Origin of the sequence: Tatumella sp. UBA2305, from assembly GCF_002345795.1 — a bacterium.
Classification (GTDB): domain Bacteria; phylum Pseudomonadota; class Gammaproteobacteria; order Enterobacterales; family Enterobacteriaceae; genus Tatumella; species Tatumella morbirosei.
In genome coordinates this window covers 11,131-32,483 of sequence record NZ_DDVT01000005.1, presented here as the reverse complement: position 1 = coordinate 32,483, position 21,353 = coordinate 11,131, and the positions used below count along the sequence as shown (strand labels likewise).

General features: G+C 52.6%; 19 protein-coding genes. 14 read left to right on the top strand and 5 right to left on the bottom strand.

The genetic code is table 11. The features are described from left to right. The first annotated feature begins 1 nt into the window (after window position 1). The 3 genes from B3Z23_RS02555 to oxlT all read left to right on the top strand — a co-directional run bounded on the left by B3Z23_RS02555 (window position 2) and on the right by oxlT (window position 3,386). On the top strand, window positions 2–1,072 hold the full coding sequence (locus B3Z23_RS02555; RefSeq protein WP_294901188.1) for a FecCD family ABC transporter permease: 1,071 nt from the start codon (window positions 2–4) through the stop codon (window positions 1,070–1,072). After that, window positions 1,069–1,854, top strand: coding sequence for an ABC transporter ATP-binding protein (locus tag B3Z23_RS02550; RefSeq protein ID WP_294901184.1), 786 nt, complete (start codon window positions 1,069–1,071; stop codon window positions 1,852–1,854). Before B3Z23_RS02555 ends, B3Z23_RS02550 begins: the two co-directional genes overlap by 4 nt. 260 nt (window positions 1,855–2,114) lie before the next feature. After that, a complete protein-coding gene (oxlT, locus tag B3Z23_RS02545) occupies window positions 2,115–3,386 on the top strand; it encodes an oxalate/formate MFS antiporter (protein ID WP_294901181.1) in 1,272 nt (423 codons plus the stop codon). Window positions 3,387–3,434: 48 nt separating this feature from the next. Here oxlT and mmuM read toward each other — a convergent pair whose 3' ends face one another. The 3 genes from mmuM to B3Z23_RS02530 all read right to left on the bottom strand — a co-directional run bounded on the left by mmuM (window position 3,435) and on the right by B3Z23_RS02530 (window position 6,806). Continuing rightward, on the bottom strand, window positions 3,435–4,379 hold the full coding sequence (gene mmuM / locus B3Z23_RS02540) for a homocysteine S-methyltransferase (protein WP_294901178.1): 945 nt from the start codon (window positions 4,377–4,379) through the stop codon (window positions 3,435–3,437). Next, the gene (gene mmuP / locus B3Z23_RS02535) at window positions 4,366–5,784 is read right to left on the bottom strand and encodes an S-methylmethionine permease (protein ID WP_294901434.1); all 1,419 of its coding nucleotides are present in this window, start codon (window positions 5,782–5,784) and stop codon (window positions 4,366–4,368) included. Before mmuP ends, mmuM begins: the two co-directional genes overlap by 14 nt. Window positions 5,785–5,906: 122 nt before the next feature. Then, window positions 5,907–6,806, bottom strand: a complete 900-nt coding sequence (locus B3Z23_RS02530; RefSeq protein ID WP_294901176.1) for a LysR family transcriptional regulator — start codon at window positions 6,804–6,806, stop codon at window positions 5,907–5,909. A gap of 211 nt (window positions 6,807–7,017) precedes the next feature. Between B3Z23_RS02530 and B3Z23_RS02525 the strand changes: the two genes are divergently transcribed. From B3Z23_RS02525 to B3Z23_RS02505, 5 genes are all read left to right on the top strand, one after another. After that, window positions 7,018–8,508, top strand: a complete 1,491-nt coding sequence (locus B3Z23_RS02525; protein WP_294901174.1) for a UbiD family decarboxylase — start codon at window positions 7,018–7,020, stop codon at window positions 8,506–8,508. 21 nt (window positions 8,509–8,529) lie between these two features. Further along, complete coding sequence (locus tag B3Z23_RS02520) at window positions 8,530–9,150, top strand: UbiX family flavin prenyltransferase (protein ID WP_294901171.1); 621 nt, start codon at window positions 8,530–8,532, stop codon at window positions 9,148–9,150. A 24-nt stretch (window positions 9,151–9,174) separates the two neighbouring features. Next, entirely contained in the window at window positions 9,175–9,882 is a 708-nt protein-coding gene (locus B3Z23_RS02515; protein WP_414716451.1) for a DUF554 domain-containing protein, read from the top strand. A 335-nt stretch (window positions 9,883–10,217) separates the two neighbouring features. Beyond that, window positions 10,218–11,261, top strand: coding sequence for an LLM class flavin-dependent oxidoreductase (locus tag B3Z23_RS02510; protein ID WP_294901169.1), 1,044 nt, complete (start codon window positions 10,218–10,220; stop codon window positions 11,259–11,261). 160 nt (window positions 11,262–11,421) lie between these two features. Continuing rightward, a complete protein-coding gene (locus tag B3Z23_RS02505) occupies window positions 11,422–11,892 on the top strand; it encodes a DUF1456 family protein (RefSeq protein ID WP_294901166.1) in 471 nt (156 codons plus the stop codon). A gap of 45 nt (window positions 11,893–11,937) precedes the next feature. On the opposite strand, the gene B3Z23_RS02500 is transcribed toward B3Z23_RS02505, so the two are convergent. Further along, window positions 11,938–13,194 carry an AGE family epimerase/isomerase gene (locus B3Z23_RS02500; protein WP_294901163.1) on the bottom strand — a complete coding sequence of 419 codons (1,257 nt, stop codon included), beginning with the start codon at window positions 13,192–13,194 and terminating at the stop codon, window positions 11,938–11,940. Between the two features lie 114 nt (window positions 13,195–13,308). Beyond that, window positions 13,309–14,184, bottom strand: coding sequence for an SDR family oxidoreductase (locus tag B3Z23_RS02495; protein ID WP_294901160.1), 876 nt, complete (start codon window positions 14,182–14,184; stop codon window positions 13,309–13,311). Between the two features lie 359 nt (window positions 14,185–14,543). Between B3Z23_RS02495 and B3Z23_RS02490 the strand changes: the two genes are divergently transcribed. The 6 genes from B3Z23_RS02490 to glyS all read left to right on the top strand — a co-directional run bounded on the left by B3Z23_RS02490 (window position 14,544) and on the right by glyS (window position 21,185). Then, window positions 14,544–15,362, top strand: a complete 819-nt coding sequence (locus B3Z23_RS02490) for a helix-turn-helix domain-containing protein (RefSeq protein ID WP_294901157.1) — start codon at window positions 14,544–14,546, stop codon at window positions 15,360–15,362. Window positions 15,363–15,411: 49 nt separating this feature from the next. Continuing rightward, on the top strand, window positions 15,412–16,059 hold the full coding sequence (locus B3Z23_RS02485; protein WP_294901154.1) for a LysE family translocator: 648 nt from the start codon (window positions 15,412–15,414) through the stop codon (window positions 16,057–16,059). 108 nt (window positions 16,060–16,167) lie between these two features. Continuing rightward, window positions 16,168–16,707, top strand: a complete 540-nt coding sequence (locus tag B3Z23_RS02480) for an isochorismatase family protein (protein ID WP_294901151.1) — start codon at window positions 16,168–16,170, stop codon at window positions 16,705–16,707. Window positions 16,708–16,737: 30 nt separating this feature from the next. Next, window positions 16,738–17,703 (top strand): GlxA family transcriptional regulator, encoded by a 966-nt coding sequence (locus tag B3Z23_RS02475; protein ID WP_294901148.1) that lies wholly within the window; start codon window positions 16,738–16,740, stop codon window positions 17,701–17,703. Between the two features lie 491 nt (window positions 17,704–18,194). Further along, window positions 18,195–19,106 carry a glycine--tRNA ligase subunit alpha gene (gene glyQ, locus B3Z23_RS02470; protein ID WP_038015522.1) on the top strand — a complete coding sequence of 304 codons (912 nt, stop codon included), beginning with the start codon at window positions 18,195–18,197 and terminating at the stop codon, window positions 19,104–19,106. Between the two features lie 9 nt (window positions 19,107–19,115). Then, window positions 19,116–21,185 (top strand): glycine--tRNA ligase subunit beta, encoded by a 2,070-nt coding sequence (gene glyS, locus B3Z23_RS02465; protein WP_294901142.1) that lies wholly within the window; start codon window positions 19,116–19,118, stop codon window positions 21,183–21,185. The last annotated feature ends 168 nt before the right edge of the window (window positions 21,186–21,353 follow it).

Here is a 21,353-nt window from a genome sequence, read left to right as displayed (position 1 = left end):
AATGAGTACTGTTACAGAGTCGGTTGCCAGCCAGAATGAAGGCGTTGGGGCTGAATATCGAAAAATTATCCGTAAGCGCGTGTTACTGCTTCTGGCGCTGATTATCGCAATTTGTTGTAGTGTCATCCTCGATTTTACTATCGGTCCTGCCCGGCTAAACCTGACCACCTTACTGACTGCGCTGGTTGAACCCTCAGCGGTTGATGATGCGACACGGGTGATTGTCTGGGACATTCGCCTGCCTTTCACCCTGATGGCTGTGGTTATTGGATTTGCTCTTGGATTATCTGGTAGTGAAATGCAAACCATCCTGAATAATCCGTTAGCCAGCCCGTTTACGCTTGGGGTTTCTTCGGCGGCGTCATTCGGCGCTGCGTTGGCGCTGGTACTGGGTATTGGTATTCCCTGGATACCGGGTCAGTGGCTGGTGACCGGCAATGCTTTTATCTTTGCCATGCTGACCGCCTTTATTCTGAATCTGGTCAGCCGGCGGACGGCTGCAACCCGTACTACGGTAGTGTTATTTGGGATTGCGCTGGTGTTTACCTTTAATGCCCTGGTCGCCATGATGCAGTTTATTGCCAGTGAAGATACATTACAGTCACTGGTCTTCTGGACGATGGGCAGTTTGGGTCGTGCTTCCTGGCCGAAACTGGGGATTATGGCGGCTGCCATTGTTATTTTGCTGCCGTGGGCAATGCGAAGCTCATGGCAACTGACCGCATTACGCCTGGGGGAAGACCGCGCAGCCAGCTTCGGGATTGATGTGGCACGGCTGAGGATGACTTCATTGTTACGTATCAGCCTGGCATCCGCACTGGCGGTGGCCTTTGTCGGACCGATTGGTTTTATCGGGCTGGTGGCCCCCCATATCGCAAGGCAGCTGGTCGGTGAAGATCACCGGTTCTATCTGCCGGCCAGTGGTCTGATTGGTGCTCTGGTGCTGTCATTGGCTTCTGTGGTTTCGAAAAATATCGAACCAGGGGTCATCATTCCTATTGGTATTATCACTTCGCTGGTCGGAGTACCGTTCTTTATCGTGATTATTCTGCGTCACCGGGGGAATTTATGACCGATTCCCTGAATATACGGCAGCTAACCACCGGTTACCGCCGTCGTCCGGTGATTAACAATATGACCCTGGAACAGATCCCCCGGGGGAAAGTGACGGTACTGCTGGGGCCGAATGGTTGCGGCAAATCCACGTTATTACGTGCCCTGGCCGGGCTGAACCGGGCACAGGGTGAGATCTGGCTGGATGACCAGAATCTTAATCAGATGACGTTGGCAGACCGTGGCGACAAAGTGGTTTATCTGCCGCAAAGCCTGCCTTCCGGAGTCCACTTGCAGGTACTGGAGTCTATTCTGGTGGCGGCCCGGGCGACCGGCCAGCACGGTGCTGCTTTTACGCCTGAGCGGATCATGCAGCTACTGGAAGAGGTGGGTATTGGGTCGCTGGCGCTGAGGTATATGGATGAATTATCGGGCGGACAAAAGCAAATGGTCGGACTGGCTCAGTCGCTGGTGCGTAACCCTTCATTACTATTACTCGATGAACCTCTCAGCGCGCTGGATTTAAACTATCAGTATCACGTGATGAGCCTGGTGTCCCGTGAAACCCGGGTCCGTGATATGGTCACGGTGGTGGTATTGCACGATATTAATATCGCTCTGCGCCACAGTGATCACGTGGTGATGATGAAAGCCGGACGTATTGTGGCCAGTGGCGCACCTTCCGAAGTGATCACCCCGCAGAGCCTGGCTGAAGTCTATGGAGTCCGCGGGCGCATCGAATTGTGCTCTCAGGGTGTCCCTCAGGTCCATATTGACGGGCTGGTCAGCGGCGGTATCTGATCCCTGTGGCCGGAACGGGCAGGCGATGTCAGCCTGTTCCGGCCATTTCACTAGTCCCCGACGGTTTTGCGGCTTACCTGCTGCACTAAAGCTTAGCCTCCTTTGCACCAGACTTTGCCTTCCTCTGCACCCGAACAGTCAGGATTTATCGCGCTTAGCGATAAAGCCCGCCCGGTAAGCGGGTTTACCTGCTGTGACGGCTGGCACATAAATTGCTTTCTCCTGACGATTAAAAATTAAAATACCCCAGGGGGATGAGTATGAGCCTTTATACGTCTGAAATCGCCGGGAGAGACGGCGTGTCGGCCAGTGAAAAATGGAAACAACTGGCATTTGGTCTGATCTGCATGGCATCAATTTCCAGCCCGCAATATGTCTGGACCCTGTTAACTAAACCCATGATGGAACAGTTTTCAGTCGGGTTGCCGGAACTGCAGGTCACTTTTTCGTTGCTGATTATCCTGCAAACCTTTTTCTCTCCGTTTCAGGGCAAGCTGGTGGACTATTTTGGCGCCAAAAAACTGATTGCTATCGGCACCCTGTTGTCTGGTTTCAGTTGGGTATTAACGGCTCAGGTACACAGTATTGCCATGTTGTATCTGGTGTATGGTGGTATCGGTGGACTGGGTACCGGTATTGTCTACGTCGGCGTGGTCGGGCTGGTCGTGCGCTGGTTTCCGGAAAAACGGGGTTTTGCCGCCGGGATGGTCGCGGCGGGTTACGGCATGGGGGCGATTGTCACTACTTTCCCTGTGTCGCTGACTTTGGAGAAGCATGGCCTGAACATGACTCTGACCGCATTTGGGCTGCTGTTTGCTGTGATTGGGGTACTGGCCAGTCAGGGCCTGAAGCAGGCTCCGGTCTCAGTCGCCAGTGAAGTGGTGAGTGGGGGTTCTGTACGGCAGAAGCAGTTTACCGCCGGTGAGATGTTGCGCCAGCCGCTGTTCTGGCTGATGTTTTTTATGATGACCTTTATGTCAACCTCCGGACTGATGGTCACCTCGCAAATGGCGACCTTTGCCCGTGATTTTGGTGTCAGCCATATCGTGATTGCCGGTATGGCCGCATTGCCACTGGCCCTGACCATTGACCGTTTTACCAACGGTCTGACACGGCCTCTGTTTGGTTTTATTTCGGATAAACTCGGCCGTGAACAGACCATGTTTATTGCCTTTGCGCTGGAGGCTGTGGCGATGACGCTATGGCTGATGTGCCGACACGATGCGGTATTATTTGTCCTGTTATCCGGGGTAGTTTTTCTTGGCTGGGGCGAAATCTTTTCATTATTCCCGGCAACCCTGACAGATACTTTCGGATCACAGCATGCCACCACCAACTATGGCTGTCTGTACATCTCTCAGGGCGTCGGTTCGGTGATAGGCGGGCCACTGGCGGCGATGCTGTATCAGCATACCCAAAGCTGGATGCCGGTATTCAGCAGCGCAATTACGCTGGACGTTGTGACCGCAGTTCTGGCATTGCTGGTGCTGAAACCGGTACGTCAGCGTTTTCTTAAACGCCATCAGCGGTAACCGGAGCCCCGGTGTCAGGCCAGAAGCCGGACACCGGGGCGGATACCCTTATCTGTCCTGATGTTGTAATTGCTTCAGGGCAGCGATATCTGCCGGGGTCGTCCGGCAACAACCTCCTATCAGCCTGGCTCCTGCTGCCAGCCAGTCAGGTAAATACTCCGCCAGACTGGCGCAACCTTCTCCTGCAGAGTGCCAGTGTTTACTCACCGCATCGTATTGCTCACCAGAGTTAGGGTAAACGACCAGTGGCAGAGGTGTCAGTGTCTGCAGATATCTCAGGGCGGCGGTGGTATCGGCCAGGGCGATACAGTTAATCCCGACGGCGACTATCTGCGGATAACATTCGATAAACGCAATCACCTCGCTGAGCGGTGTGCCGTCACTCAGGTGCTGTGCATCGCGCAGGGTAAACGAGAACCAGGCCCGGGCCCGGGGAAATTCAGTCAGCAGTTCAGCCAGGGCCTGAATTTCTTCAAAAGAGGGCAGAGTTTCACAGGCCAGCAGGTCAGCACCCGCTTCCAGCAACGCAGCGAACCTGGGGCGGTGAAATTCCTGATATTGCAGCGCTGTGCAGTGATAATCCCCGCGATATTCAGAACCGTCAGCCAGGAAAGCCCCATATGGTCCGACCGAACCCGCAATCAGTAACGGGCCGGCCTCCGGAGATTCCGATAAATAACGGTGGCGGGCATCCGCGGCCAGGGTGACGCTGAGGCGGATCAGTGCCTGAGCATCAGCCGCGGAGATGCCGCGGGCGGCGAATCCTGGCAGGCTGGCCTGATAGCTGGCGGTGATGGTGCACTGTGCCCCGGCCCTAAAATAGTCGTAATGGACCTGGCTTATCAGCTCAGGATTTTCGCTCAGCAGTTTTGCAGACCACAGGCTATCGGTCAGGTCGCAACCACGGTTTTCCAGCTCGGTCGCCATCGCACCGTCCAGCAGCAGAAACGACTGATGTTTACCGGATAAGGGTAACGGATTATTTTGCGGCATACTGTTTCTCCTGCGCTGATGGTGTCCCGCGATTTTTCAGTCGGCGGGTAATAAAGTAAGCCAGATAGCATACCGCGACAAACGGAATACCACACCATAAGGCGATGCGCTGATCCGGGTCGAAAGCCAGCCCGGCACAGGCGATCAGGCATAAAATAAAGCCCAGTACCGGCACCAGCGGATAGCAGGGGGCGCGGTAGAGCAATTCGGTTGCAGATTTCCCCTGCTGTAAATGGCGGCGACGAAACACAAAATGCGATGCACAGATACTCAGCCAGACGGCGACGACCGCAAAACCTGAAATTGCGGACAGGGCGACAAACACCGTGTCCGGGGCAATCACGCTGGAGGCCAGGGCCAGAATTCCCCCCAGCATACTGACGGACAGGGCGGTCAGCGGAACCCCCCGCGCTGTCAGCCGCGTGAAGCATTTGGGCAGTGTATTCTGATTTGCCAGTGACCAGAGCATTCTGCCTGAAGCGTACAATCCTGAGTTGGCGGCCGACAAAATGGCTGTCAGAATCACCAGGTTAAAAAAACCGGCCGCATAAGGGATACCGACTTTTTCAAACACCAGTACAAACGGGCTTTTCTCGACACCTGCCTGTTGCATCGGGATCAGTGCCGCCAGAATGAACACGGTACCCACAAAGAAAATAATCAACCGGACCACGGTTGTACGGATAGCGATCGGAATAACTTTATGCGGATTTTCGGTTTCACCGGCGGCAATCCCAATCAGCTCTGTGCCGGAAAAAGCGAAATTAACCGCCACCATGGTCATCAGAATCGGCAGTCCGCCATGGGGGAACCAGCCCTGTGAGGTAATATTATGCAGGCCGGGGGCAGGACTGCCGTCGTGCATTGGCAGAACCCCTGTCATTGCTGCGGCACCCAGCACCAGAAACAGGACGATAGTGAAGACTTTAATCAGTGAAAACCAGAATTCACCTTCGGCGAAGAAGCGGGTGGAGACAATATTCAGCCCGAAAATCAGTACACAGAACACCAGACACCAGATCCAGACCGGGACCTGTGGAAACCAGAATTGCATACAGAAACCGGCGGCAGTAAAGCTTGAGCCCAGTGCCACCGTCCAGGTCAGCCAGTAGAGCCAGGCCACGGTGTAGCCGGTGGCAGGGCCAAGGTAACGGCTGGCATAGACATGGAATGCGCCGGTTTCCGGCATAGCAACAGACAGTTCTCCCAGGCATTGCATCACCAGCCAGACAACCAGTGCGCCGATCAGATAGGCCAGCAATGTCCCGGCCGCCCCGGTGGAAGAGATAATGTAACCGGTATTAAAGAATAATCCGGTGCCGATGACCCCACCCAGTGACAACATCACCAGATGACGGGATTTCATAGTGCGCTTCAGTGGCGCGTTTGTGGTATCCACCTGCATATAACCTTCTATACGTACAGACATCCAAATCGGGTGCGACGATGGTTATACCGGCAATAATCACAAAATGCAAAATCCTGTTGGCTGGATTTTCCCGGAGGAAAGTGCGAAAAGCCTGTTGATCAGTAATGGTTTTTCCCGGAGACCTCTTTCACAAACATAATGAAGTCCTTCAGTGCATGATGATAGCGACGGCGCTGCCAGGCCATCGTCAGGGTAGTGGTGGCCTGCTTATCTTTCAGTTCACAGTAGCCTATCCCCGGAATCAGAATCGAGCGCTGTGTTTCCGGTACAATAGCCACACCCATTCCCATGGATACCAACCCGCAGGCCACCGACACATCGCGGGTCTGCATGACCTGTCGTGGGGTGATTCCGGCACGACGACAGGCTTCAATCACGGTCCAGCCCAGACCAATCCCCGGAGGGTCCTGTTGAATCAGAAAAGTTTCATCCGCCAGTTCATCCAGTGTGAGGCAGGGTTGTTTCAGCCGTGAATGGCCCGCCGGTAACACAGCAATCATTGATCGGGTCACCACATCCAGGTAATCAAGTTCCGGAATCCTGGGCACCGGTGAGCGAATTAATGCCGCATCAAGTTGATCATTCAGCAGACGTGATATCTGACCGTCAACGCTATGTTCTTCAATTGTGATACCCATCGTCGGCTGATGCTGCCGGTAACTGTTAATTAACATTGATAGTGCCGGATCGAGAATCGAACTGCCGACATAACCGAGAGTTAAATTTCCTTTGAGCCCCTGTTTCAGAATACGGACATGATCGCGGAATAGAGAGAAGTGACTCAGCGCCAGACTGGCTTGCGGCAGTAATTGCTGACCTTCATAGGTAAGTTCCACATTTCGCCGGTCGCGTTTAAACAGATGCAGTCCGGTTTCCTGTTCCAGCGCTTTAATATGCTGACTCAGGGCGGGCTGAGCGATGTTAAGTCGCCCTGCCGCCCGGCCAAAATGAAGTTCTTCAGACAGGACCACAAATGCATGTAAATGCCGGTATTCCATGCCGCTCTCCGGGGTGTTTCTGATAACGATTACTTATTAAAAATACGGTTATTGTGATTAGACAATAATCACCAAAATTCAGAGACTGGACGGGAAATAAATCGACGCAGGTCAGTAGGTACTGATCAAAATCCTGAGGGATGATAATGACATACCTGAGATTTTTTGCCGTTGATTTCTTACCGATGACATCAGTCTGAGAGGTTTTACCATGACAGATAACCAGAAAAAAGTAACGGACTTACGAAGTGCGATTGAAGTCTTAAGTCAGTATGACGACGAACTGATTTATACCGATGAACCGGTCGATCCTATTGCCGAATTATCCGGGGTTTATCGTTATGTCGGTGCACATGGTACCGTCCAGCGTCCTACCCGTGTTGGCCCGGCGATGATCTTCAACAAAATTAAAGGTTACGATGATATGCGGGTGCTGATTGGCCTGTTGTCATCACGTAAACGCGTAGCCCGCCTGTTCGGTACTGAACCAGAAAAACTGGCATTTATGCTGAAGGATGCAGTGGCGACTCCAATTGCTCCTGTGGTCATCCCAAATGCACAGGCAAAATGCCAGGAAGTGGTTCATCGGGCTACCGATCCTGACTTCGATATCCTGAAAATTCTGCCAGCACCGACCAATACTCCGGAAGATGCCGGTCCGTATTTCACTCTGGGTATGTGCTATGCCGCTGACCCTGAGACCGGTGAGCACGATGTCACCATTCACCGCTTGTGCGTGCAAAGCAAAGATGAAATCTCCATGTACTTTGCTCCCGGCCGCCACCTGGATGTGTTCCGTAAAAAAGCCGAAGCTGCCGGTAAAGCGTTACCCATCACCATCAGTATCGGTGTTGACCCGGCTATTGAAATCGGTGCCTGCTTTGAGCCACCTACGACTCCACTGGGCTTTGACGAATTGTCGATTGCCGGAGCACTGCGTCAACAGGCGGTAGAGCTGACCGAAGCGGTTTCTGTTAAAGGTGCCTTCGGGATTGCGAATGCTGAAGTGGTCATCGAAGGGGAAATCCTGCCTGGTGTGACCGTGCGTGAAGACCAGAATTCAAATACCGGCAAAGCGATGCCTGAATTTCCGGGTTACACCGGACCGGCGAATGCGGCATTACCCGTGATTAAAGTCAAAGCCATTACTCACCGCAAACATCCGATTCTGCAAACCTGTATCGGCCCAAGCGATGAACACACCAACCTGGCCGGTATCCCGACCGAAGCCAGTATTTTGCAGTTAGTTGAGCGGGCATTACCCGGATTTGTTCAGGAAGTTCACTGTCCATCACCAGGTACCGGTAAATTCCTGGCGGTTCTGAAAGTGAGAAAAAACATCCCTTCCGACGAAGGCAGACAGCGGCAGGCTGCCTTACTGGCATTCTCTGCCTTTATCGAACTGAAACATGTGATTCTGGTGGATGATGACGTCGATATCTACGATATGAATGACGTGATGTGGGCGATGACCACCCGCTACCAGGGCGATGTCAGTACCATTTTTATTCCTGGCGTACGCTGCCATCCGTTAGATCCGTCTAACGATCCGGAATTTAGTCACTCTGTCCGTGGTCATGGTATTGCCTGTAAAACAATCTTCGACTGTACCGTACCTTTTGATATGAAGGACCGGTTCCAGCGCAGTGCATTCCTTGAAGTGGATGTGAATCGTTTTATCCCGGGTTTCAGCGCTAAATAATCATGGACTGAGGAGAAGAAAATGTCAGGGTCTGCTCAACAGACAACAGCAAAAAGAAGGGTGATCGTCGGTATCAGTGGTGCTTCCGGTTTCTCGTACGGAGTACAGATACTGCATTATCTGAGACAAGCCGGAGTGGAAAGCCATGTGGTGATTTCCCTTTCAGCGCACCTTAACCGCGAGCAGGAAACGACTCTCAGTGAAGAGGATGTGCTGGCACTGGCTGATGTGGTCTACCCCTTCCGCGCTGTGGGCTCAGCGATTGCCAGCGGTTCATTCCGGACCGATGGCATGATTGTGGCCCCCTGTTCGATGCATACCCTGGCCGCCATTGCGACAGGCATGACCGAAAATTTACTCACCAGAGCCGCAGACGTGATTCTTAAAGAGCGCCGGAGACTGGTTTTGATGGCGAGAGAAACGCCATTGCATTTAGGGCATTTACGCAATATGCAGCAGGTCACAGAGATGGGAGGAATCATTTTTCCACCGGTGCCTGCACTTTATGCTCGTCCTCAAAGCGTTGAAGAAATCATTGCTCATAGTGCTGCCCGTTCTCTGGGATTACTGGGTGTGGACTGTGCCGATTTACCGCGCTGGGGAGAGTCGATAGCAGCAATAAGCGGGAGTAATAATAAATGATAATAGGACCCTTTATTAACGGTTCTGCGTATTAACGGTTCTGCGGTTTTAGTCGGTGGTATTGTGGGTGCGGTATTAAGTACCCGGTTACCGGAACGCATTAGGACCAGTATGCCGCAGATTTTTGGTGCCGCCTCGATGTGTATGGGCGTGGTACTGGTGGTTAAGCTGTCACATATGCCGGTGATGGTGTTATCTGTCATCCTGGGCTCATTACCGGGTGAACTGGTTTATCTGGAAAAAGGTATTGGTAAGCTGGGGGCAAAAGCCAAAGGGTTAGTCGAGATATTATTTGCTCCCAAAGGCAGCGATCAACAGTCTCAGGAAGCGTTTCTGCAAAGTTATGTGGCTATCATTGTGCTGTTTTGTGCCAGCGGGACCGGGATATTTGGATCAATGCATGAAGGAATGACCGGGGATTCCAGTGTGTTAATTGCGAAATCATTACTGGATTTGTTCACCTCGGCGATTTTTGCCACTTCTTTAGGTTTTGCGGTAGCCATTGTGGCAGTTCCACAGCTGATTATTCAGTTACTGCTGGCATATGGTGCGATATATATTCTGCCATTAACTACAGCCAATATGCAGGCAGACTTTTCGGCGGTGGGTGGCGTGTTAATGTTTGCGACCGGATTTAGAATTTGCGGAATTAAACATTTTCCGGTGGCGAATATGTTGCCAGCCCTGGTTTTGGCTATACCAATATCTGCGGCCTGGACGAATTTTTTCTAAAATATCGGGTATTTAATTTTATTGAAATACATTTACGCCTAAATTTTAGCATGATCGGTGTACCTTCGGCCCCGGGGCAGGTGGATGTGCAGGCGATGCACCAGGTACTGGATACCATTAACCGTGCGGTTACCGGCCACTGATTCTGATTTCTCTGCGGAACATTTGTCATTCGCAGCTACGACGCCTGCCGGGATATTGTTTCCCCTTTGGAAATAATGAATTCCCTGCAGATGGCTTAATCCATACCCTTGTCTCCGCTACACTCCCCCCTTGACTGCCAGGTACTCTACGTATCCTGACGATTATTGCCACGTATCTGCGACAGGGTGACTATGATGGAATTTGGTGTCTACACTTTCGGTGATCTGGCCGGAAATCAGCGGGGTAGTACTGCCGCTCATCAGCGTCTGCAGGAGATTGTTGCCGCTGCCCGGCTGGCCGATCAGGCAGGATTACAGGTGTTTGGTATTGGTGAACACCACCGGTTTGACTATGCCGTATCGGCACCGATGGTGTTACTGTCTCATCTGGCCGCTGTCACCCGTAATATTCGTCTGACCACTGCAGTCACAGTACTCAGTTCCTCCGATCCGGTGCGCGAATATGAGGCTTATTCCACCGTGGACCAGCTCAGTCATGGCCGTACGGAATTGCTGGTCGGGCGAGGCGCTTTTGTCGAGTCTTTCCCATTGTTTGGCTATTCACTGGACGATTATGAGGCACTGTATGAGGAAAAACTGGCTCTGTTGTTAAAGATTGTGGCAGAAGGCGAGCGTCCTCTGGACTGGCAGGGAAATTTTCGTTCTTCTTTGCAACAGGCCGAAATCATACCGCGCCATCTGAACTCACAGCCAGTTTGGATTGCGGCGGGAGGTACCCCGGCCAGCGCCCTGCGGGCGGCGAAGTACGGGTTGGGGCTGAATCTGGCAATCATTGGCAGCAAACCGGCCGCTCATCTGCCGTTTGTAGAAAGCTACTATCGCGCCGGTGAACAGCAGGGTTTTACCCGTCAGCAACTGCCACTGGCGGTGTCCGGTCATTTTCATGTGGCAGAGACCAGTCAGGAAGCGTTGAAGGGATTCTTCCCCTATTACTCTCATTATATAGGCAATAATCTGCCGGCCGGCCGGCATGGCTGGACCCCGGACTATAATGATTATCTGCAACTGGCCAGTGAACAGGGGCCGGTTTATGTCGGTTCGGTACAACAGATAGTCGATAAGATCCTGCGGGTTCATGAGTTGTTTGGTCATCGCCGGTTTATGGCTCAACTGGATATTGGTGGGCAACCGTATGAAAAAGTGGCCCGTTCTATCGAACTATTGGCCGACAAGGTGATGCCCGCGGTCAATAAAGCCCTCGGCGAGTCAGCCTGACGGCGGGGCTACTTCCCCGCCAGGTTCTGCGGTGACCCGGGTTTATTTCGCTATTTTTTCAACTAACAGGCGACCCGGCCCGGCAGACTTGTATAATGCCCGCCGGATGAACGTAAACAGCTTGCGGCCTATGGCCTGAGCGCGGCAGGAACTTACCACTATGATGCACAATGATGTTTTACGCAGTGTTCGATATATGCTTGATCTGCGTGATGAAAAAATGCTGGAGATTTTGATCTCCGGCGGCGCTGAAGTCAGCCTGCAGGAAATGCATGCTTATCTGCTGAAGGAAGAAGATGCCGGTTATCAGGTGTGTAATGATAAAGTAATGGCGCATTTTCTTAATGGACTGATTTTCTACCGGCGTGGCCGTGACCCGCGTTTTCCTGCACCGGAAGTTGAAAAGCGGGTGACAAATAACGTGATGCTGAAGAAGCTGCGGGTAGCTTTTGAGCTGAAAACTGAAGATTTACAGCAAATCCTGAAATCGGTTGATTTCGCGATGTCAGAAAACGAACTCAGTGCGTTATTTCGTAAAGAAGGCCATAAAAATTACCGCGAATGTGGCGACCAGGTACTGCGCTATGTCCTGAAAGGGCTGGCGGAAAGGGTTCGCAAAGCGAAAAAATAACGCTGACCTGGCTGCTGTCGCCGCCGCCGGGCCAGCCTCAGTGCGTTATATCCTGTCTAACCCGGCTTTGACAGCGGTGCCGAGAGTGGGGGCCAGTGGCAGACGGCTGTTAAGGGTCAGTTGCCAGGCATGGTACAGGTCTGGTTTGCCGGACCAGACCACCGACGAAGGCTGATTGTGGGCATCCAGTTCATGCCACCAACTGCCGTGTCGGGTATCAATAAGATAGTTGGCGATATAGTCCCATAATGTCCGGTACCACTTTTCATAGGTCATATCACCGGTACGTTTCAGAAGGCTGGCCGCGGTACAACAGCTTTCAGCCACCGTCCAGTGCAGACGATTCTGTGTCACCGGTTTTTTCTGCCAGTCATGAGTATAAATCATCCCCGGGGCGCCATCGACATGCCATCCGTAACTTATCCCGGCCTCAAACAGACCCTTTGCATCCTCTAACAGCCATTCTGGAGTCGTTTCCTGGTGTCGCAGCAATGCGGCTTCAAGGTGTAACAACAATCGGGACCATTCACAGGCATGGCCCGGAGTCACACCATAAGGCCTGAAATCGTCGGTAGGTTTGTCCTTATTATACTCATGCCATTCCTGCCATTGAGCGGTAAAGTGCTCGGCCAGCAGATAGTGGTTAGCCCGGGCATGTTGATGGATGATTTTAGTCACAATTGACAGCGCACGCTGACGCCAGCGACTGTCACCGGTAACATCCGCCAGCTGAACAAACATTTCGGTCGCGTGCATATTACTGTTACCGCCCCGATAATCTTCCGGATCCTGCCACTGACGGTTAAAACTTTCCTGCAGGCAACCTTCTTCCTCCGACCAGAAGTGGTTGTCGATGACCGAAGTTGCCTGTTCCAGCAACTGGCTGGCACCCTTTGTCCCTGCCAGTGACGCACTGAGTGCGGCGAGGGTCACAAAAACGTGCAGGTAAGCCTGCTTCCGTCCGTCCGGAGTCTGCTCAGGTTTACCTTCCAGCCAGCCACCATACTCTGAATCACGCAGGGGCCCCAGCAGAGCCTCCACGCCCCATTGGGCCAGGGCGCCGGCACCCGGTTCCCCTTGCAGGCTGGCGATAGCGAAACAGTGTGTCATTCTGGCGGTCAGCATAGTGTCTGGCTGGCTGTCTGCAGGCAGCTCGCCGTGAATGTCCAGTGCGGCAAAACCGGCGTCAGGGTGTTTTGAACGACGGTAAAATGACATGAGTCTGCGGCTCTCTTTTTCAAGCCAGTCATGGTGATAAGGTTTGCTTAGCCAGCTGTCAGTCAGATGAGTAAATAGCATCATTCCCTCTGTTAATCAGTGGTATCGGGCATTAGTCTGAGGGCACGCTCTGGCAGGCACCTCTCAGACACCGGTCGTGGGTGCGCTATGCCATCCCACGAAAACGAGAATTTACGGCTAACCGCCGACCATGGTTCCGCCATTCGGATGCAGAACCTGGCCACTGATAAACGATGAATCCTGGCTGGCAAGAAATACATACACAGGACCCAGCTCCGAAGGCTGACCGGCTCGTCCCATTGGGGTTTCGTGCCCAAAATTTTCCAGCCATTCGGGATTATAGTGACCGAGAGTGGCGGGTTGCAGCGGAGTCCAGACCGGACCCGGGGCCACGGCATTAATCCGGATACCCTTACTGACAATCTGATTTGATAAGGCGCGGGTGAAGCTGACAATGGCACCTTTGGTGGCTGTATAGTCCAGCAGAATTTCAGGGCCGATATAGGCATTTACTGAGGTGGTATTGATAATGCTGTCGTTTTCTTTGAGGTGAGGTATCGCGGCTTTGGTCAGAAAAAACATGGAGTGGATATTCACATCAAACGTATTTATCCACTGCTCATCACTCAGGGTAGTGATATCTTCATTCGGATACTGAGTACCTGCGTTATTCACCAGAATATTTAGCTGACCAAATTCACTGACCACACTGGCAATTAACTGCCGGCAGTTTTCGGCACTGCGCAGATCCACCGGGTAAACCACACATTTACGACCTTCCTGCTCAGCCAGTTGCCGGGCCACTTTGGCATCTCTGGCTTCATCTTCACTGTCTGGCAGGCAGGTGAGTGCAATATCAGCCCCTTCACGCGCAAAATGCTGGACTACAGACCGACCGATACCACTGTCACCGCCGGTAATCAGTGCAACTTTTCCTGCAAGCTTACCACTTCCCCGGTAGTCCTCACGAATAAACAAGGCTTCGGGTTGTAGTTTTGCATCACTGCCTGGCAGTGTTTGCGACTGTGCATGAATTGTTGTCTTCTGAACCATATTTCCTCCGTTTGAGTTTATCAGCCGGGTCCGGCCTCTGCCTGAACAACCTCTTAAACAACAGAGGCCAGTCTGACCCGATGGTCACAATCTTCAGAATAATTTAAGTATAGAAGCGTGGGCCGATTTGTCTAATCGGTGGGTGGGTTGAACCGACCGGATTGATGTTCGCAAGGGGGATACAATGGGGCAGAATGCGGATAAAATGATGACTTATTTTAATCATTATTGCGCGGGAGCTGGCGACCGGAACTCTCGCGGGTGAGCGTGTCCAGAGGGGCCGCAGGAGATGATTTTACGATGAAAATTTCTGAATGCGCTCCTATACTGACGGTCTGTTCAAGGATTCAGGCAGGGTTATGAGCAAGGTAAAGGCCATCAGTCAGCAGTTTCGCCGCAGGAGAGATTCCCCCTGGTTTGAATTACGCTCCACGGCACGCAGCACTCAGGCTTACAGAAGCCATTATCATCCGCAATTATCTGTCGGTGCCGTTACCGACGGGCAAACCTGCTGCGAGCTGAACGGACAGTGGTGGGTTCTGCAGCCCGGCGATTTGATTGTGATACCGCCCGGCGCAATGCACAGCTGTAACCCGTTGGAAAGCCAGCCTCGCAGTTATCATATGTTGTACCTGAACAGTGTCTGGTGTCGGCAGCAGATGAGTGTGACGCATAATACACCGTTGCTGTGTAGTGAGTTGCCGGTTATCCGTGATCCGCAATTATTCAGGCGTTATTTGCAGATTGTTGAGCACTCAGCCACTGTATCTGCCAGCCAGCTTACCCGTCAGGTGACAGAGTTCTTAGTCGATTTACCCGGATTGTGCTGGCAGACTGATGCCGAATTATCAGAGACCAGTATAGGGTTGCAACAGCAGCTCCGGGCAAATCTGCAAGCGCCCCCGGGATTGGATTTACTGGCAACTCAGTTTTCGCTACGTAAAGAGACGCTGATTCGTACCTTCCGGCGTGATACCGGTATGACCCCTGGCAGTTATCTGACCCAGGCGCGGCTGGAGCTGGCAAAAGCCGGGCTGCGTGAAGGAGATACGATTGCCGGAGTCAGCTATCTCAGCGGGTTTGCTGACCAAAGCCATTTTCACAAGATGTTTGTCAGTTATATGGCCGCCACTCCAGGCCAATATGTTACAGAGCGATCAATATCTGACAATACCTGATCTTATCTGGCTCATAGGATGACCGCTGTATTTATTTGCAGAGGTTATCATGTCACTGTTACATCAACTGTTTCCTGGCCATTTCTGGTTACTGGCATTGGCCCACTTTGTGGCATTGCTCAGCCCCGGTCCCGATTTTTTTCTGCTCAGTAGTTATGCTCTCCGTTACCGGGTGCGCGGCAGTGCCGGAGTCTGTTGTGGAATTGCGGCCGGTAACGGCGGATATATTGTATTAGCGATTGCCGGCTGGAGTGGGCTGAGCCATACCCCGTGGCTGTATAGCCTGACAGAACTGGCCGGTGCCGGATATCTGTTGTGGGCAGGCTGGCAATTATCCCGAAGTCAGCCAGATAGTCGTCTGCCAAAAACTGTGACCGGGCAGTGTCCCTCATTTTCCCGCCAGTTTTTTAGTGGCCTGGCTTCTTCCGCGCTGAATCCCAAAAATGCATTGTTCTACCTGGCATTACTGACCAGCGTGACTGGCCAGGATATCACGCTGCTGCAACAAATTAGTTGTGGGGTATGGATGGTGATGGTCGTGCTGCTTTGGGATTTAGGTGTGGCGGGTTTACTCGGGCTGAAGAGTATCAGGCAACGATTATCCGGGATTCTCTGGCGACTGGAACGACTGGCGGGCGGCATACTGATTCTGTTTGCGGTGATTATTCTGTGGCGCTGGGCGGGGTTTTCACTGTGAACCACAAACTGGTCTGCTCCAGGCGTAAGGATGTCCCGATTTGGCATTATTTTCTGTGGCTATCGCAGTGATACTGTCGGCAGAACCTCACAGCCGCCAGGAGTGGATATGAAAAGCGCATTACTCGTCATCGATGTTCAGGACTCTTTCTTACACCGGGATTTCTGGTCAGACGACGAATTTCCTGAATTTTCCCGACAGTTAACCCGTCTTATCGCCGGGTGCCAGCAACTCGATTTACCGGTAGTTGATGTGTTTCATATCAGTAGCGGGCCGTTTGCGCCGGAGTCCGGCTATGTTAAGCGGATGTCCTTTTTGAACCACAATGCCGCAGTCAGTGTACAGAAAAGAGTGCATAATGCGCTAACGGAGTCTTCGCTGCTGGAATGGCTGAAACAGCACCAGGTGGAGCAACTGGTGATTAGCGGTCTCCGGACGGAGCAATGTTGTGAGACCACTGCGCGGGTGGCCAGCGACTTAGGGTTTAAGGTGCTGTTTGTCAGCGAAGCGACCCTGACATTCGACATGCAGTGGCTGGGTGTCACTTATTCTGCTGAACAGATTGTTCGACGAACTGAACTGGTTCTGAATGGCAGGTTTGCGCGAATTTGTTCGGTAGATGAATGCCTGCAGATACTTAGCGAATAATCCTGATATCTATCCTGTGGAGTAACGACGATGGCGATAACGGTTTGGTTTCTGACCCTGCCAGGAGTGATGGCTCTGGATATGACCGGTCCGGCGGAAACTCTGCGGCTGGCCGGTCCGGAAATCGAACTGCGGTACACCGGCCCCTGTTCAACGGTGGTGAGTTCCACGCAGATGACCATCAGCGATATTGTTCCCCTGCCGGAACAGTTGCCGACCGGGAGTTTACTGATTATCCCCGGGGTGGAAAATTCAGCCTGGCAACTGGAACAGACAGCAGCCAGAGAAGCCGGAAACTGGCTGATCACACAACAGGCCGCCATCCGTCGCGGAGACGTGACACTGGTGTGTATCTGTGCAGGGGCATTGCTGGCGGCCCGCTCCGGATTACTGGATGGCGTGGCCTGTACCACACATCATCAGGTGCTGGACCGTTTACGGGATTTGGCTCCCCACTCCCGTGTGCTGGATAACCGGGTATTTATAGAAGATCGGGGGATCTGGACCAGTGCCGGGATCACCACAGGGATTGATCTCTCGCTGCACCTGATTAGCCGGATGTTCGGGCCCCGTAAGGCGCTTGAAGTGGCCCGGGAAATGGTGGTCTGGTTCCGGCGTTCCGGCGATGATCCGCAATTATCTCCGTGGCTGCGTTACCGCAATCACCTGCATCCGGCTATTCATAAGGTTCAGGATTTGTTAAGTCAGCACCCTGAACAGACCTGGCCGCTGAGTGAGCTGGCGGAGCGCGTGCATATCAGCAGCCGCCATCTGACCCGGCTGTTTCGTCGTTATCTGGGGATCTCTGTACATGAATATCAGCAACAGTTACGTGTAGCGGTCGCAGGGCAACGCCTGCAACAAGGAGAAGGAATCGAGAAAGCTGCGCTGGCGGCAGGATTCTCCTCCGCCAGACAGTTCCGGCGTACCCGATCCAGATTGCAGGAGAGTTCCGGTGAGTCCGTTGCTGGAGGCGCAAGGCTGACAGTGAGCTGATACTGCTTAAAGAGCACTCACCAGGGATTTGATTTTCTCTGCTTTCTCATAATGATCCAGTTTCATCTTCATAATTCACCATTGTGTCACTTCATCAGTGTTTCCGGGGCAGTATTTTTTCGGAGAAAAATACATAGAGACAGTGGCCGACATGACTCCCTTTCGCGGTGTTTTTTTCCTTCACAAATGGCCATCATTCTGGCTTTGATGCCTTCGTTCAATGGTTTCACATGCGGGTGCTATAGAGGGTGAGTGAGTTTATTACAGGCCGATCCTGCCAGGATATTTCCTGAGAACCACAATGGTTTCAACAGTGCTCACCGTGGAACACTAGTCACAGGAGGCTATTTATAGATCCCGTGAGATAAAACCGTATTACATGAATTTCGCGGACAACGCCGCGATGTGCGGATTTCCGGCTGCACAACGGCCGGTCAAAGGGTATACTACGACCCACTTTTTTCATCCGGCCAAAAGCGTGCGAATTCAACATGCAAAAGTTTGATACCAAGACCTTTCAGGGCCTGATCCTGACCTTGCAGGATTACTGGGCGCAACAGGGCTGTACCATTGTACAGCCACTGGATATGGAGGTAGGTGCGGGCACCTCACATCCAATGACCTGCCTGCGTGCACTGGGGCCAGAACCCGTTGCCTCTGCCTATGTCCAGCCTTCACGTCGTCCGACCGATGGCCGCTATGGCGAAAACCCAAATCGTCTGCAGCATTACTATCAGTTCCAGGTGATGATTAAACCTTCGCCGGAGAATATGCAGGAACTTTACCTGGGCTCATTAAAGGCGCTGGGTCTTGATCCGCAGATTCATGATATTCGTTTTGTTGAAGATAACTGGGAAAACCCGACGCTGGGGGCCTGGGGGCTGGGCTGGGAAGTGTGGCTGAACGGGATGGAAGTGACCCAGTTTACCTATTTCCAGCAGGTAGGCGGTCTGGAGTGTAAGCCAGTGACCGGTGAGATCACCTATGGCCTGGAACGCCTGGCGATGTACATCCAGGGCGTTGACAGCATTTATGATCTGGTCTGGAGTGATGGTCAGTTCGGCACCACCACTTATGGTGATGTGTTCCATCAGAACGAAGTGGAACAGTCGACCTATAACTTTGAATATGCCGATGTCCCGTTCCTGTTCAACTGTTTCGAGCAGTACGAAAAAGAAGCGCAGACCCTGCTGGCACTGGAGAAACCGCTGCCGCTACCGGCTTACGAACGCATTCTTAAGGCCGCTCACAGCTTTAACCTGTTGGATGCCCGCAAAGCTATCTCTGTCACCGAACGTCAGCGTTATATTCTGCGGATCCGTACCCTGACCAAAGCCGTGGCCGAAGCCTATTACGCTTCCCGTGAAGCCCTGGGCTTCCCGATGTGCAATAACAACAAGTAAGAGGCAGCGATGACAGATAAAACCTTACTGGTGGAAATTGGCACCGAAGAGCTGCCACCAAAATCATTACGTCAGTTGGCGGAATCTTTTGCCTCCCAACTGACCAGCGAACTGGACAATGCCGGACTGAGCCATGGTGCTACGGAGTGGTTTGCTTCCCCGCGCCGCCTGGCGGTAAAAATTGCTTCACTCAGTGCTTCTCAGGCCGATCGTGAAGTAGAAAAACGTGGCCCGGCGATTGCGGCTGCGTTTGATTCAGAAGGTAAGCCAACTAAGGCTGCCGAAGGCTGGGCACGGGGTAATGGTATCACCGTGGATCAGGCTGACCGGCTGGTGACTGATAAGGGTGAATGGCTGGTTTACCGCGCTGCGGTGAAAGGAGAATCAGCCGTTTCTCTGTTACCTGAGATGATTGCCGGTGTGCTGGCGAAACTTCCGGTACCGAAGCTGATGCGCTGGGCTGACAGTGATGTACAGTTCGTCCGTCCGGTGCATACCGTGACTCTGTTACTGGGAGATGAACTGATCCCTGCCACCTTGCTGGGGGTGAGTTCAGGGCGGACAATCCGTGGTCACCGTTTTATGGGGGAAGCGGAGTTCAGCATTGAGAATGCTGATCAATATCCGCAGATCCTGCAGGAGCGCGGGAAAGTGATCGCTGATTACGAAGCGCGTAAGGCTGTGATTAAAGCTGATGCGGAAGCGGCGGCCAAAAAACTCGGGGGCAAAGCCGATCTGAATGACAGTCTGCTGGAAGAAGTGGCTTCTCTGGTGGAATGGCCGGTGGTGATGACGGCGACCTTCGAAGAAAAATTCCTGGCGGTGCCTTCTGAAGCGCTGGTGTACACCATGAAAGGTGACCAGAAGTACTTCCCGGTTTACAGCCAGGACGGAAAATTGCTACCGAATTTCATCTTCGTTGCCAATATTGAATCGACCGAACCACAGCAAATTATCTCCGGCAACGAGAAAGTGGTGCGCCCGCGTCTGGCTGATGCCGAATTCTTCTTTAACACCGACCGAAAACAGCGTCTGGAAGATCAACTGCCGCGGCTGGAAAGTGTTCTGTTCCAGAAACAGTTGGGAACGTTGCGCGATAAAACCGATCGTATCCAGGTATTGTCAGGCTGGATTGCCGGTAAAATCGGTGCCGATGTTAGTCATGCTACCCGTGCCGGATTGCTGTCAAAATGCGATCTGATGACCAATATGGTGTTTGAGTTTACCGACACCCAGGGCGTGATGGGAATGCACTATGCCCGTCATGATGGTGAGGTCGAAGATGTGGCTGTGGCACTGAACGAGCAGTATCAACCACGCTTCTCCGGTGATGAACTGCCGCAGAGTCTGGTGTCCTGTTCGCTGGCGATTGCTGATAAAATGGATACCCTGGCCGGTATATTTGGTATCGGACAACATCCGAAAGGCGATAAAGACCCGTTTGCTCTGCGCCGTGCTGCGCTGGGGGTGCTGAGAATTATTGTCGGAAAAAATCTGCCGCTGGATCTGCAGACTCTGACTGAAGAAGCGGTACGCCTGTACGGGGATAAGCTGACCAATCCTTCGGTAGTTGATGATGTGATTGATTTTATGCTGGGCCGCTTCCGTAGCTGGTATCAGGAAGAAGGGCACAGCGTTGATACGTTGCAGGCGGTACTGGCTCGCCGGCCAACCCGACCGGCAGATTTCGATGCACGGATGAAAGCAGTCTCTCACTTCCGAACGCTTGAGCAGTCAGCTGCGTTGGCGGCAGCCAACAAACGTGTTTCCAATATCCTGGCAAAATCAGATGAACCGCTGAATGACAGCGTGCAGGCATCCCTGCTGAAGGAAAATGCGGAAATTACCCTGGCAACCTATGTGAGTGCACTGAGCAGCAAACTGCAACCTTACTTCGCCGAAGGCCGTTACCAGGAAGCGCTGATTGAGCTGGCTCAGTTGCGTGAAGCGGTAGATAACTTCTTCGAACAGGTGATGGTGAATGCTGAAGAACCAGCGATTCGTATTAACCGTCTGACATTACTGGCTAAATTACGTGATTTGTTCCTGCAGGTTGCGGATATTTCTCTGCTGCAGTAAGTCGTTACTGGTGAAACACGATTCAGATAAGCGAGCCAGTGGCTCGCTTTTTTTGTCTCTGCCACTGGTAACCCGCACAGGGAAGCTTTGCCTGGCTGCGATAACATCCCCTGATGTGGTTAACACTCGTGCGGAGTAATATGCTAAAACCCCGAGATACCTATTTCA